Source organism: Lacinutrix sp. Bg11-31 (assembly GCF_002831665.1).
Classification (GTDB): domain Bacteria; phylum Bacteroidota; class Bacteroidia; order Flavobacteriales; family Flavobacteriaceae; genus Lacinutrix.
Genome location: NZ_CP025118.1, coordinates 1495324 through 1510236 on the forward strand (window position 1 = coordinate 1495324; position 14913 = coordinate 1510236).

Annotated in this window: 15 protein-coding genes; 6 read left to right on the forward strand and 9 right to left on the reverse strand. The window is 30.5% G+C overall.

All coding sequences use genetic code 11. From position 1 onward, the window contains the following. Positions 1-98: 98 nt before the first annotated feature. A complete protein-coding gene (locus CW733_RS06660; protein WP_100996461.1) occupies positions 99-878 on the reverse strand; it encodes a hypothetical protein in 780 nt (259 codons plus the stop codon). A 291-nt stretch (positions 879-1169) separates the two neighbouring features. Here CW733_RS06660 and CW733_RS06665 point away from each other — a divergent pair, with 291 nt between their 5' ends. After that, positions 1170-2621 (forward strand): hypothetical protein, encoded by a 1452-nt coding sequence (locus CW733_RS06665; protein WP_100996462.1) that lies wholly within the window; start codon positions 1170-1172, stop codon positions 2619-2621. A 77-nt stretch (positions 2622-2698) separates the two neighbouring features. Here CW733_RS06665 and CW733_RS06670 read toward each other — a convergent pair whose 3' ends face one another. The 5 genes from CW733_RS06670 to holA form a co-directional block, all read right to left on the reverse strand. Beyond that, positions 2699-3061 (reverse strand): hypothetical protein, encoded by a 363-nt coding sequence (locus CW733_RS06670; RefSeq protein ID WP_100996463.1) that lies wholly within the window; start codon positions 3059-3061, stop codon positions 2699-2701. Positions 3062-4641: 1580 nt separating this feature from the next. Then, the gene (locus CW733_RS06675) at positions 4642-4956 is read right to left on the reverse strand and encodes a GIY-YIG nuclease family protein (protein ID WP_100996464.1); all 315 of its coding nucleotides are present in this window, start codon (positions 4954-4956) and stop codon (positions 4642-4644) included. 101 nt (positions 4957-5057) lie between these two features. Next, positions 5058-5519, reverse strand: a complete 462-nt coding sequence (locus CW733_RS06680) for a DinB family protein (RefSeq protein ID WP_157811550.1) — start codon at positions 5517-5519, stop codon at positions 5058-5060. A gap of 11 nt (positions 5520-5530) precedes the next feature. After that, positions 5531-6442, reverse strand: a complete 912-nt coding sequence (locus tag CW733_RS06685) for a gluconolaconase (protein WP_100996465.1) — start codon at positions 6440-6442, stop codon at positions 5531-5533. Positions 6443-6495: 53 nt separating this feature from the next. Next, positions 6496-7500: a DNA polymerase III subunit delta gene (holA, locus tag CW733_RS06690; protein ID WP_100996466.1), complete on the reverse strand. Its 1005-nt coding sequence runs from the start codon at positions 7498-7500 to the stop codon at positions 6496-6498. Positions 7501-7618: 118 nt separating this feature from the next. Between holA and CW733_RS06695 the strand changes: the two genes are divergently transcribed. The 4 genes from CW733_RS06695 (at position 7619) to CW733_RS06710 (ending at position 10441) form a co-directional block, all read left to right on the forward strand. After that, positions 7619-8068, forward strand: a complete 450-nt coding sequence (locus CW733_RS06695) for a type I restriction enzyme HsdR N-terminal domain-containing protein (RefSeq protein ID WP_100996467.1) — start codon at positions 7619-7621, stop codon at positions 8066-8068. A 63-nt stretch (positions 8069-8131) separates the two neighbouring features. Beyond that, positions 8132-8452, forward strand: coding sequence for a hypothetical protein (locus CW733_RS06700; RefSeq protein ID WP_100996468.1), 321 nt, complete (start codon positions 8132-8134; stop codon positions 8450-8452). A gap of 48 nt (positions 8453-8500) precedes the next feature. Then, a complete protein-coding gene (locus CW733_RS06705) occupies positions 8501-9490 on the forward strand; it encodes a glycosyltransferase family 2 protein (protein WP_100996469.1) in 990 nt (329 codons plus the stop codon). A 93-nt stretch (positions 9491-9583) separates the two neighbouring features. Further along, positions 9584-10441: an OmpA family protein gene (locus CW733_RS06710; RefSeq protein ID WP_100996470.1), complete on the forward strand. Its 858-nt coding sequence runs from the start codon at positions 9584-9586 to the stop codon at positions 10439-10441. Positions 10442-10493: 52 nt separating this feature from the next. On the opposite strand, the gene CW733_RS06715 is transcribed toward CW733_RS06710, so the two are convergent. Next, entirely contained in the window at positions 10494-10853 is a 360-nt protein-coding gene (locus CW733_RS06715) for a VOC family protein (RefSeq protein WP_100996471.1), read from the reverse strand. Positions 10854-10914: 61 nt separating this feature from the next. Next, positions 10915-11535: an L-threonylcarbamoyladenylate synthase gene (locus CW733_RS06720; protein ID WP_100996472.1), complete on the reverse strand. Its 621-nt coding sequence runs from the start codon at positions 11533-11535 to the stop codon at positions 10915-10917. 48 nt (positions 11536-11583) lie between these two features. On the opposite strand from CW733_RS06720, the gene CW733_RS06725 reads away from it, so the two are divergent. Next, a complete protein-coding gene (locus CW733_RS06725) occupies positions 11584-12453 on the forward strand; it encodes an alpha/beta hydrolase (RefSeq protein ID WP_100996473.1) in 870 nt (289 codons plus the stop codon). Positions 12454-12505: 52 nt separating this feature from the next. Here CW733_RS06725 and CW733_RS06730 read toward each other — a convergent pair whose 3' ends face one another. Then, entirely contained in the window at positions 12506-14887 is a 2382-nt protein-coding gene (locus CW733_RS06730; RefSeq protein ID WP_100996474.1) for an ATP-dependent helicase, read from the reverse strand. Between the last annotated feature and the right edge of the window lie 26 nt (positions 14888-14913).

Here is a 14913-nt window from a genome sequence, read left to right on the forward strand (position 1 = left end):
TCACCCATATTTAATTTAAAAGGTTCTCTCTAACGTTTAATTACTTTGTCGTTTTTGTACGTGATTTTTAAAATTATTTAGTATTTATTTAGTGTTCGTTAGGGTTTGCTTGATGTTGTTGTGTATGATTCGTTGTGTGGTTTTTGTATGTTGTTAGCAGTAGATTTTTCATATTCGACTAGTTTATATTCAAAATCTCTTTCCCTTATATTTCCATTGTATTTTATTTCATAAACTTCTTGTCTTTCAATAGCTACTGGTCTTTTTAGTCCAAAATTCATATATTGAAAGTTAATAAACTTATCATTTTTAGTCATTTTTTCATAATGTTCATTTAGAATTTCTATGAATTCTTCTCCGTCAAGTCCATTTTCTTGAATTAAATTATCTTTCTGTATTCTTTTAGTTTTTATTAATAAAGGTTTTAGTTTCTCAACTTCTATCTTTTCAATTCCATAGTAGTTTAACTCTTTAGGTATATTAACTTTTATTTTATTCTCAACTAATAGTTGGTACAAGTCGTAACTCCTTTGTAATATTTCGCTACCTATTTTATTAGTCACAGAATAAGTTATAGCTTTAAATTCAGATAATGAAACATATATTTCTTTGTGTCTGAAATTAAAAATTTCATCTTCTTTATTTTCTATCCGACTAATTAAGTCAGTTTGCCTAATCATTGCTAAAGTCGTTTCTCTCATTAAAACACTATATTTTTCCTCATTAAATAATGTGTTTTCGCATTGACCGTAAATAAATTTTAACAATTCAATATTTTTAAATTTCAGATTAGGGTTCACTCCGCCTAAACCATTTTTTAAAATTGATTCGATAAACAGAGATGAAGTTCCGTGGTAAAATTCGTGTTCTATCTGCATATTTTTTTAGTTTACAGCTAATATCGCGTTACTATAAAACCGCTTTAACCCTTTATATATTACATCTAAGCGAAGTTATCTTTTTAAAAGCTAAAAACCTATAGCTTATCTCTAATTAGCAACACAACTTCTTAACCAAAAACACGGCAACATTCTAATAATTAACACCTAAAGGAAATAAGGCAAAATTCAAACAATATATACGTTCTAATAAATTTAACTACTTTCGTATGTGAATTTTTCTTTGGTACACTTCTTGGATTATTCACCTTAAACATATAAAACCCAAACATGAAAAAAATTATTTTCACACTTTTACTAGTATTACCATTACTTACTTTTGGTCAAAAAATCAAGCTTAAAAAAGGCCTTTTAACTATCGATGGTAACGCTGTTGCAAAAGTAAATGATGACACTCGTAACTTTTATAAATTTAAAACATTAGATGGCGAAAAAGTATTCGATGTTGCTTTTAAAGGCTTATCTGCTTCAAACCTTGAAGGTTTTCAATGGTTAGAAATGACATCTGTAGATGGAAAAGTTACCGAAATTCCATACGAAGTATTAATGACTTCATTTAACACCACAAAATTAATTGTTAAGCTATTAAGTTCTAAATATGAACTTTTAGATGCTAGCGGTTTAAAAACAGATAAAATTGCTGCATTTTTTGCTCAAGAGCGTGAAAAATTGAGCGATAAATACACCAAAGCAGTTGTTTCTGCTAAAGCAGATGCTGCAACGAGACAAAAAGCAATTGGTGCATATAATCCACATGTAAAAGATAATGGAACCGTTGTTTTTGGTGGATCTCAAGGCACAAAAATTGTTGGTAAAGTTATTTATCAAATGAATCCAAATCGTACTAGTTATTATGTTGCGAAAGATTTAGATGGCATAACAGTTGCTACTGCTTCTGGATGTTCTACATGTACAGAAACTACTGTAAAAACATACACTGACCAAGAGTTCTCATACGATTATGGTTCTAAAACAATGATGACTGGTCGTTTTTCAAACTCTCAAGCCAAAATTTTTATTGAAGAGTTAGTTGGACGTGGTTATAAATTAGGTCGTGAGGCTAAAACAAAAGGAAGAGAATTAAGGAACGAAAAGGTTAAAATAGCTAAAGAAAACAGTATTAATTTATATGGTGTTTCTGGCTCTGCTACAGATAAAGAAGGTGAAGTTTTTGAAGGTACTCTTTATGCTATTTTCGAAAAACTATCTTTAGACGAAAGCCAAACACAAAGCGGAATAGCAGATATTGATGCTATAGATAACTACGGAAAAACTGTAAGCGTTAAATACACAAATGCTAAAGGAAGAAAACGTACTAAAAAATTAATGGCAAAGCAAGGTGCTTCTTTCTGTACAGAAATTGAAGGCGAAAAGGCTTGTTTCTATGGTATGAAAACCAAAGGAAATGCACTTAAAAAATTATCTAACGCAATGAGTTTAGGTTTTAATAACTCTTATTTTTACAAAGAAGTAAAAGAAATAAATGGACATCAATTATTAGTAAAGCCAGGTGACAAAGATATTTACGTTATCAAGTTTAAAAATAAAGATGCTGGTTTTATGATAGATGGTCGTAATAATGAAAAAGCTTCTGAAGCTTTTTCAAAATTTTTAAAAGAGGATTGCAAAACACTTTCTGAGGATATAGAAAACAATGAATTCGATTTAAAAAATGTTGAAAATTTAATCAATATTATTGAAGAATATGATGCTTGTAAATAAGCTATTCCTATATTTAATTAATAAAAAAAGTGACTCGAAAGAGTTGCTTTTTCATGTTAGACTATTAATGAACTATCTTATTTAGGTTCTATAATTAAAAATACTGCTGTACTGTCTCCAATATTAAGTACTTCATGTTCGCTTATTTCTGTTTTAGACCAATTAACACCTGTTGCAACAGGAACATTACGTGTTCCTTTTAGGTCTGTTATCTGGAAAGTACTTCCTGCTAACGTATATCCAAAATGTGGTTTATGATAATGTTTTTGGTGTCCTACGTTTGGCGGAAACGTGCATTTTAATATGCGTTGTGCTTTCATTTCACTTAAGACTTCGCATACCTTCTCTCCTTCCCAACCTGCTTCTAGAGGATCTGGAAGTGTTTGCGCAGATTTACAGGAGAATACTACTAGTACTAATATTAACAAAATCTTTTTCATTTTATAGTTTTATTTTTTAAGACAAAATAATATTAAACTGTCAGTCTGAGCTTGTCGAAGATTATTCTCGTTTACTGATAATGTTCTTTCTTATAATGATGCACTTCGACAAGCTCAGTGTGACAAAGTTTTTTTATAGTTGTAATATTACTTAAAAATTAACTTTCTCAATATTAAATAACATTAAAAGACAAATTAAGACTAAACTGTCAGTCTGAGCTTGTCGAAGACTATTCTTGTTTACTAATAATGCTATTTCTTATAATAATGCACTTCGACAAGCTCAGTGTGACAAAGTTTTTTTATAGTTGTAATATTACTTAAAAATTAACTTTCTCAATATTAAATAACCTTAAAAGGCAACTACTAGTGATAGTGTCAGTCTGAGCTTGTCGAAGACTATTCTTGTTTATAAATAGTGTTCTTTCTTATAATGATGCACTTCGACAAGCTCAGTATGACAAAATTTTTTATAGTTGTGTTATTACTTAAAAATTAACTTTCTCAATATTAAACAACCTTAAAAGATAAATTAATGCTAAACTATCTGCCTGAGCTTGTCGAAGACTATTCTCGTTTACTAATAATGCTATTTCTTATAATGATGCGCTTCGACAAGCTCAGTATGACAAAGGTTTTTTATAGTTGTGTTATTACTTAAAAATCAACTTTCTCAATATTAAACAACCTTAAAAGATAAATTAATGCTAAACTATCTGCCTGAGCTTGTCGAAGACTATTCTCGTTTACTAATAATGTTCCTTCTTATAATGATGCACTTCGACAAGCTCAGTGTGACAAAGGTTTTTTATAGTTGTAATATTACTTAAAATTTAACTTTATCTGTATTAAACAACCTTAAAAGGCAACTACTAGTGATAGTGTCAGTCTGAGCTTGTCGAAGACTATTCTTGTTTATAAATAGTGTTCTTTCTTATAATGATGCACTTCGACAAGCTCAGTGTGACAAAGCTTTTTTATAGTTCTAGTATTACTTAAAATTTAACTTTCTCAGTATTAAACAACCTTAAAAGATAAATTAATGCTAAACTATCTGCCTGAGCTTGTCGAAGATTATTCTTGTTTATAAATAGTGTTCTTTCTTATAATGATGCACTTCGACAAGCTCAGTATGACAAAGCTTTTTTATAGTTCTAGTATTACTTAAAATTTAACTTTCTCAGTATTAAACAACCTTAAAAGATAAATTAATGCTAAACTATCTGCCTGAGCTTGTCGAAGACTATTCTTGTTTACTAATAATGTTCCTTCTTATAATGATGCACTTCGACAAGCTCAGTGTGACAAAGTTTTTTTATAGCTGTAATATTACTTAAAAATTAACTTTCTCAATATTAAATAACATTAAAAGACAAATTAAGACTAAACTGTCAGTCTGAGCTTGTCGAAGATTATTCTTGTTTACTAATAATGTTCTTTCTTATAATGATGCACTTCGACAAGCTCAGTGTGACAAAAATTTTTATAGTTGTAATATTACTTAAAATTTAACTTTCTCTGTATTAAACAACCTTAAAAGACAACTACTAGTGATAGTGTCAGTCTGAGCTTGTCGAAGACTATTCTCGTTTACTTGGGTGACCAAATTCAGTATAATTTTTAGAAAATGCTATTAAATCTTGACAGTTCTCATTAATTAAAGCTTTTTTCTTTTTTCGTGTCCAGCCTTTTATTTGTTTTTCAATTTTTATAGCTTCTGTTGGATTTGTACATTGAAGATGCCAAACTAACTCTATTGGCAATCGACTAGCTGTATAACTATCTCTACTTCTTTTTGTTTTATGTTGTACTAACCTTCTTTCAATGTCATTTGTCATTCCTGTATAATAAGAATTATCTGAACATTCTAGTATGTAAACGTAGTAATATTTCATTTTAGAATTAATTATTACTTCAAGGCTTCGTCTATGCTCAGCAAAGGCTCACTTAGTATAACATTAGTTTTCATAGTTTGGATTATACAAGAAATCAAATACTAGTCTTTAAGAAAATTCTCTATTTGTAAGCGATGTCTTAAAACATGTACAATTGCGTGCTCTAATAGTTGCTCTACATCGTAAGTAACTTGCCATCTTACTTTAATTTGAAATTGCTGTAATTCTTTATCTGTAAAATGACTTATTTTTTCTAAAATACTTTCGGTGTAATCCAACATCTTATCCAGTTCTTCAATAGCAAGTAATGGATTTGTATTCGTTTTATCATACTCCAGCCAAGTACTATCTTTAGTTAGAGCATCAATATAATTCGCATAAGTATAACCACATTGAATACAATGGTTTACTACTGTTAGAATAGATTTACAATCTGGATCTATAGTTTTTAAATCTCTGATTTTAGAAAACTCGTCTTCATTTAAATTAGAAGTAATATTTTTAAGTTCTACTGTTGCTCTTCTATATTCTACCATTATGGCAACAAGCATTCTATTCTTCATAACAAAAATTATTAATTCACATTAATTTTATAAGCATCTACTGTATTAGCAAAAAACGTAGGTATTAGCAAAATGTTTTTATTTGGAATTATAGCAATATCTGCTGCATTAATTTTTTCGTCTTTAGTATCTAAAATTTTTGTAGCAGCTTCGCCTTTTAAGGTTTTTGAAACAAAGTAAACTTCGCCTTCCCAATTAGAGACAATATAACCTTCTGCAATAGAGACAATACCATCTCCTCCTTTTATACCTTTTGCTAAAAGTGTTTCTACTTTTGTCTCTTTATCTATAGCTATAAAATCTCCTTTAGTGTAAGACACTGCTAGTATGCGATTGTTCTCTACAAAAATACCATTTGGATTAAAATCTCCAAACGTTTTCCATTCGGTAACTTCATCATTAGTTATTTTATAAATTTTATTACCATACGTATCTGTTACATAAACACTTCCTTGAGCATCAATATCTATATCATTTAAAAACTTTGATCCTTCAATTTTAAAGTGCTTTTCTATGGTTCCAGATTCAATATCAACTTTTACAACTTCGTCAATGTCTGCTACGTAAAGTTTGCCATTGAATATATTCATTCCTTTAGGCGCATTTAAACCAGTTACCCAATTTTGGGTTACTATTTTTCCATTGGTATCTATTATAGACAAAGTACCATCTCCATCTTTAGCATTTGGAGGTACTGCACCTATATTAGCAACATAAATAACATCTTTATTCTCGTTGTGCCTTACAGCTTCTGATGTTGTAAGTAACGCATCTGTTTTCCAAAGTAGTTCTAACGATACTGTTTTTGAATTATTATTAACTTTAGTTTTATCTACAGGAAACAAAGCTTCTTGTTCTTTTTTCTCCTTACAAGACATTACAACAAGAATAGATAATAGGAAAGTGTATTTTAATAGTTTCATTTTGAAATAGTTTGAATAATGTGCTATAAATATAACGCAAAAACGTTAGACCATTAATTCAAGATCCTAACCAGTAACTCTTTCAATAAATCTTTCTGCGGTACAGCATTAGAATTAACACCTTTACTTCTTACATCAAACTCCCTAAGAACAGCAATAATACCACTAACCTTTCGCATTGGAAAATTACGTGCGGCATCCAAATATTCGTTAACAAAATAAGGATTCACTCGCAAAGCAGAAGCTACACTTCTAGGCGATTTATCATTCATACCATGTAATTGCAGTAATTGCGAAAAGAAATTAAATAGCAACGAAACTGTGACTACCATTGGGTTGTCTTTTGGGTTATCGCCAAAATAATTAACAATTTTAAATGCTTTCGCACCATTACGCGAACCAATAGCTTTTCGTAATTCGAAATTATTATAGTCTTTACTAATACCTATGTTCTCTTCAATATGTAATGGAGAAATCTCAGTGCCTTGAGGCAAAACAATCTGAAGCTTTTCTAATTCGTTATTAATTTTACTTAAATCTGTACCTAAAAATTCCACTAGCATTTGCGATGCTTTTGGTGCTATTTTATAGCCTTTGGTAGATAGTGTTCTTCTTATCCAATCTGGTACTTGATTGTCGTACAACCTTTTACTCTCGAAAACTACACCTGCTTTTTTTATGGTTTTATAAACAGCTTTACGCTTATCTATACTTTTGTATTTATAACAAATAACTAAAACTGTAGAAGGTTGTGGGTTTTTAGCATAATCTGCTAATTTATCGATAGTACGCGATAAATCTTGAGCTTCTTTTACAATAACAACTTGCCTATCAGCCATCATAGGAAAACGCTTAGCATTACCAACAATGTCTTCTATAGTAACATCGCGACCATATAAAACCATTTGGTTGAAACCTTTCTCTTCTTCAGCGAGCACATTGTCTTGAATAAAATCTGAAATTTTATCAATGTAATATGCTTCTTCTCCCATTAGTAAATAAATAGGTGCAAGATTCTTATTCCTTATGTCTGTTACAATTTTTTTGACTTCGTCCAAAGTAGTGTAAATTCCAAATTAAATAATTTCAAATTCCAAAATTGAACGAATAAATAGCGTTTGTTATTTGGTTTTTGATTGTTGAAGCTTAACTTTGAAAAAACTATAAATTGCTTTGATGCAAGTACTCAATTTTCCAAAGTTTACCTTTCGTTTCAAAAATAGCGAAAATAAAGTATCTATATTCGATGCTATTCGTAAAAAGTTTGTGATTTTACAACCCGAAGAATGGGTTAGGCAACATTGTGTGCAGTACTTAATGGATGTTAAAGGTTACCCAATTTCGCTTATAAACGTTGAAAAAGAACTTAAAGTCAACGATTTAAAGAAACGTTACGATATTGTAATTTTTAATCCAGATGGAAGTATTCACCTAATTGTAGAATGTAAAGCACCAAAAATAAAAATTAAACAAGATACTTTTGATCAAGTAGCACGATACAATTTAGCTTTAAACGCAACATATCTTATGGTGACGAATGGATTAAATCATTATTATTGTATTATGGATTTTAAAGCTGAAAAGTATGAGTTTTTGGAAGATATTCCTGATTATAGTATGAAATAAATAATAGCGGTTTATATGAATTTTCTAATTCAAAGGAATAAGTATAAAATTAAATGAAAAAATATGTTAGGATTGATATTACTGTATTGGATAGGTAAATACTATTACAAATTAGCAGAAAAATACAATAAAAGTAAATGGGGATTTACAATTTTAGGAATTGTCTCTTATTATGGAGGAATTGTGTTGTTTAGTTTTATATTAGGAATGGCTGCCGAAATTATTGCTCCAGGTTATATAGACTCTTTCAATGAGACTCTACTTGGCTTATTAATGTTACCTTTTGGTTTTTTAAGTTGTTATCTATTATATAAATACTTAGAGAAGGCTTGGGAGAAAAACAAGCCAAATCCAAATAAGTTAATAGATGAAATTGGTAAATAAACAAATCTCTTCTATAACTTAATTCAAAGTAAAACAGACTAACAAAAATTGAAAACAGCAGTAGTCATATTAAATTGGAATGGAAAAGCACTTTTACAAAAGTTCTTACCTTCTATTGTTGCACATTCTCAAGAAGCAACTATTTATGTTGCAGATAATGCGTCTACAGATGATTCTATTACTTTTATTAAAGCTGAATTTCCTCAAATAAAAATTATTGAGAACAAAGAAAATGGTGGCTATGCTAAAGGTTATAATGATGCCTTAAAACATTTAGAAGAAGATGTTTTTTGTTTAGTTAATAGCGATATAGAAGTTACAAAAAACTGGCTCACTCCTATTATTCACACTTTTAATGCTGAAGACAATACAGCCATTATTCAACCAAAAATATTAGACTACAAAAAGAAAACACATTTTGAATACGCTGGAGCAGCAGGTGGCTTTATAGATAAATTTGGTTATCCATTTTGTCGTGGTCGTATTTTTGACACTATAGAAGAAGATAAAGGGCAATACAATTCTAATTCTCAAATATTTTGGGCTTCTGGTGCTTGTTTTTTTATTAGAAAAGACGTTTTTAATGCTTTAAATGGTTTCGACGAATCGTTTTTTGCGCATATGGAAGAAATAGATTTATGTTGGAGAGCATTTAATTTAGGTTACACATCTAAGTATATTTCGCAGTCTGTAGTATATCATGTTGGTGGTGCAACATTAAGCACAACAAATCCTAAAAAAACATATCTAAATTTCAGGAATAGCCTTGCAACATTAACAAAAAACGCACCTGGTAATATTTTTAGTTTACTCATAACAAGATTAACTTTAGACGGCCTAGCAGGTGTGAAATTTTTGTTAGCGTTTAAATTCGCTCACATCTTAGCCATTTTAAAAGCACATTTTAGCTTTTATAGTAGGTTGTCTACACTTTTAAAACAACGAAAAACACTTCCGAAAAAAAACGAATATTACAAAACAAAATCTGTGGTATGGTCTTATTTTGCTAGTAAAAAGAAACACTTTACCGATTTATAGTCCTTTTAGCAAAAATTTTGTTAATACTTCTTTTAGCATATTAAAATTAGCTACTTTTGAAGTGTTAAAATTTAATTTTATCCAATAATAATTATGAAAAAACTATTAATACTTAGTGCTGTAGCACTATTGACTTTAAGTTCATGTGTCTCTAAAAAAGATTTTTTATCACTTGAAGAAAAGCAAAAAGAAACTCAAGATTTATTAAATACTGCAACTGTTAAACTAAACAAGTGCCTTGCAGACGAAGCTGCTGCTTCTGCACGTTTAGAAGAATTAAAACAACGTGTTGCAGATATGAAAGCAAACAATCAAGTCTTAATAGAATCTTCTAAAGACATGACTGTATTAACAACACAAGGTGCAAAAAACTTAGAAAAATCTTTAGAAAGCATTAAAGAAAAAGAATTGAAAATTTCTCGTTTACAAGATGCTTTAACTAAAAAGGATAGTGTAACTCTTGCTTTAGTTACTAGCTTAAAGAAAGAAGTTGGCTTAAACGATGAGGACATCGAAATTAATGTTGAAAAGAGCGTAGTTTTTATCTCTTTATCTGATAAGTTATTGTTTAAATCTGGTAGCTATAATATTAGCGATAGAGCAAACACAATTCTTGGCAAAGTTGCTACTGTAATAAACAGTAAGCCTAATTTTGAAGCAATGGTTGAAGGCCATACAGATAATGTACCTTACAAAGGTTCTATTTTAATTGACAACTGGGATTTAAGTGTAAAACGTAGTACTGCAATTGTAAGAGCATTACAAAGTTTAGGTGTAAAACCAGAACAGTTAATTGCTGCAGGTCGTGGAGATCATTTACCTTTAGTTGCTAACGACTCTCCAACAAATAGAGCAATAAACAGAAGAACTAAAATATATATTCTTCCAAAAATCGATCAGTTCTATGAAATGATTGAAACAGAAATGAAAAACTTATCTGAAGAAAACTAATCTTTAGCATATTATAATACTGAAAAGCTCAATCGAAAGATTGGGCTTTTTTTTATGCTTGATCATGCATCCAAACAGCAAGTTCATTTCCAGATGGATCTATAAACTGAAACCTACTACCTCCAGGAAAAGAGAAAATGTCGACTTTAATTTTTCCGCCAGCAGCTATAACATTTTGTTTTGCTTTTATTAGATTTTTATGATAAAGCACAACCAAAACACCATTAACAATGGCCTCTTCAGTTTTTTCGAAACCTCCATCTAATCCAGATTCTGCTTGAGAAAAAGCAATATAGTTTTCTCCGTAATCTGTAAATTTCCAACCAAAAGCTTTTCCGTAGAATGCTTTAATTGCTTCTAGATTATGCGCTTTAAATTCTATATAATTTATTGTATTACTAATGGGTTTCATAGATTTAATTTTTATTTAATGAGATTGACTTCGTCATATTTACTCGCAATGACATAGTAAATTAAAAAATTTCTAAATTCCCTTTCCCTTCTCTAACTACTACTGGTTCTTCATTAGATAAATCTACAATTGTAGAACCTTCGTTTCCACCATAACCTCCATCTATAACTAAATCAACTAGCTTATCCCATTTTTCAAGAATTAATTCTGGATCTGTAGTATACTCTAAAACCTCATCTTCATCGCGAATAGATGTAGAAACTAATGGATTCCCTAAAGCCTTTACTATTTCTAACGTAATATTATTGTTAGGAATACGTATACCTACTTCTTTTTTCTTTTTAAAAACTGAAGGCAAAGATTTTGAACCTGGTAATATAAAAGTATAAGGTCCAGGTAATGCACGTTTTAAAATTTTAAATGTAGAAGTGTCTATTTGCTTTACATGATCGCTTAAATTACTTAAATCATGACAAATAAAAGACAGTTTAGCCTTTTCGAGTTTAACACCTTTAATTCTAGCAATACGCTCTAAGGCTTTGTTATTATTAATATCGCAACCTAAAGCATAAACTGTATCTGTAGGAAAAATTATTAATCCTCCACGTTTTAAAACGTCTATAACTTTTTTAATCTCCCTAGGATTAGGGTTCTCTTCGTAAATTCTAATAAAGTCAGCCATAATAAGTATCTTTAACTATCGTTTACTAAAGTAAATACTAATTTGTTTATGAAAAAAATATCTGTTCATTATTTATTTACTTTATTACTACTAATTGTTATTTTTTCATGTTCTGAGAATTCTGAGACCTCAACAGAACCTCAAAATACAGCTAATACAATTGAAGCATCCCAAATGCTAAATGTATCCTATGGAATTGATAGCAAGCAAGTTTACGATATTTACCTACCAGAAAATAGAGACGAAAACACTAAAGTTCTTATTCTTGTTCATGGTGGTGGTTGGACATCTGGAGATAAAACAGATATGAATGCTTATAAAACGATTGCACAAGAAGACATTCCAGAATATGCCATTGTTAATATGAACTATCGTTTAGCATCTCAAGGTGTTTCTCCTTTTCCAATGCAACTTAACGATATAACTTCGGTAATAAATCATTTAAAAGCAAACCATAGCGAGTATCTTATTTCTCAAAATTACGGTTTTGTTGGTGTAAGTGCTGGTGCACATTTAGCCATGTTGTGGAGTTATAGTTACGATACCGAAAATGATATAAATATGGTTGCAAGTATTGTTGGACCAACAAATTTAGCCGATTCTGCTTATAACGATAATCCTGCTTTTCAAATAGATTTGATTATGCAATACTTTGGAGAAACACCATCTACGGCTTTTTTAGAGACTTACAGTCCATTACACCAAGTAGAATCTACATCTGCTCCAACCATTTTATTTTATGGTGGAATAGATCCATTAATACCAAATTCTCAAGGTATAGATATGAATGCTAAGTTAACTCAATTAGGCGTTACACACGAATTCACTCTCTATCCAAATGAAGGACATGGATGGATTGGCGCTAATTTATTTGATACTTGGACAAAGCTTAAATTGTTTATAGTGGCAAACCATTAGAAACAACAAAAGAGGCTTAAAAAAGCCTCTTTTGTTTATTAATAATAGCATTTTAATACTCGCGTGTACGCGTACGTATAGGCTGTAACTTAGCAAAGCGTAGTAATAATTTCTTTTTACCACCAAACTCAAAATCAATTTCTGCTTTAATATCAGCGCCTTTGCCTTCAAGGTTTAATACTTCTCCTCTACCAAACTTTAAATGTTTTACTTTCAATCCAACAACTATATCTTCAGTTTTTATATTTCCACGTATATTTGGAATTTCATCTACACTGGTTGGAGCTTCAATATCTGAAGCTTTTTTTAATTTTTTTGGTACACTTATCTCGAAGTTTACAGGTTCTTTCTTCTTTGCCACTTTCTTTTGAAATTTTGGTTGTACTGCTTTTTTAAATCTTATTTTATTTGGTGCAACATCTCCAAATATATCTGCTGATAACATTGGATTGATGCGACGCTCTTCTATTGGTGTTGTAATATCTAAAAACTCATCGTCTATCTCTTCAATAAAACGACTTGGTTCTGAATCTACTAATTTTCCCCAACGATAACGTGATAAAGCATACGTTAAATACGCTTTCTTTTCTGCTCTCGTCAAAGCTACGTAAAATAATCGACGTTCTTCTTCTAGTTCGCTACGAGTGTTCATGCTCATTGCACTTGGAAACAAATCTTCTTCTAAACCAACCACAAATACATGATTGAATTCTAGTCCTTTAGAAGAGTGAATAGTCATTAATGCTACGTGATCTGGATCTCCTTTATCTCCATCTAAATCTGTTGCTAATGCAACATCTTCTAAAAATTCTGCTAAATCATCTTTAGAATCAGCAATTTCCATTTGTCCTTCAACAAAATCTTTAATACCGTTTAATAATTCTTCTACATTCTCTAAACGCGTAACGCCTTCTGGAGTACCATCTTTATTAAACTCTCTTATTAAACCACTGGATTTAGTAACATATTCTGCCAAATCAAAAGCATTTGCTGTTTGATTCATTACTTGGTAACTTTTAATAAGCGTTACAAAATCTCTAAGCTTATTTTTAGTCCCTCCATTTATATTTATCTCTACGGTATCAATGTTCTCTAACAAACCAAAAATGGTATTACCAGTTTCGTTTGCAGCAACTATTAATCTATCTATAGTTGTTTGGCCAATACCACGACCAGGATAATTAATAACTCTTTTTAATGCTTCTTCGTCCGACGAGTTTAAAATTAATCGTAAATAAGCGGTAACATCTTTTATTTCCTTTCTTTGATAGAAAGATAAGCCTCCATAAATACGATAAGGAATACTTCGCTTTCGTAAGGCTTCTTCCATTGCACGGGACTGTGAATTGGTTCTATATAAAATGGCAAAATCACTATTTTTTAAATGATTAGTCATTTTTTCTTCCCAAATAGTACTTGCTACAAATCTGCCTTCATCACCATCTGTTAATGAGCGGTTTACCTGTACTTTATCGCCATCATCATTTGCTGTCCAAACTATTTTTTCTAGTTTTGTTTGGTTATGCTCGATTACAGAGTTTGCTGCACCAACTATATTTTTTGTAGAACGGTAATTTTGCTCTAGACGATACATTTTAACATCTTCGTAATCCTTTTGGAAATTTAAAATGTTATTAATATTAGCACCACGAAAGGCATAAATACTTTGCGCATCGTCACCAACCACACAAATGTTTTGAAATTTATCTGCTAATGCTCTAACAATTAGATACTGCGAATGGTTTGTATCTTGGTACTCATCGACCAGAATATAACGAAATTTATTTTGATATTGTGCTAAAACCTGAGGGAATCTTGTAAGTAACTCATTGGTTCTCAGTAACAAATCGTCAAAATCCATTGCTCCTGCTTTAAAACAACGGTTTACATATTCTGCATAAATGTCTCCCATTCTTGGTCTGCGAGCCATAGCATCTGCTTCTAACAAGTCTGGGTTTTTAAAATATGCTTTTACTGTAATTAAACTATTTTTATATGAAGAAATCCTGCTATAAACTTGTTTTGTTTTATAAATATCTTTCTCTAGTCCCATTTCTTTAATAATGGAACCCAAAAGTTTTTGTGAATCTTGTGTGTCGTAAATAGTAAAGTTACTTGGAAATCCTAAATGATGCCCTTCAAAACGTAGAATTTTAGCAAATACAGAGTGAAATGTTCCCATCCACAAGTTTTTTGCTTCACCATCACCAACAATTTCTGCAATTCTGCCTTTCATTTCTTTGGCAGCTTTGTTAGTAAATGTTAATGCAAGGATATTAAAAGAGTCTATTCCTTTACTCATTAAGTAAGCAATACGATACGTTAACACACGAGTTTTTCCAGAACCTGCTCCTGCGATAATAATCATAGGTCCATTTATTTGGACTGTAGGCTCGTATTGTGCTTCGTTTAACTGACTTAAGTACTTTTCCAAATTGGTGCTTTTTTTGTAGGGTATAA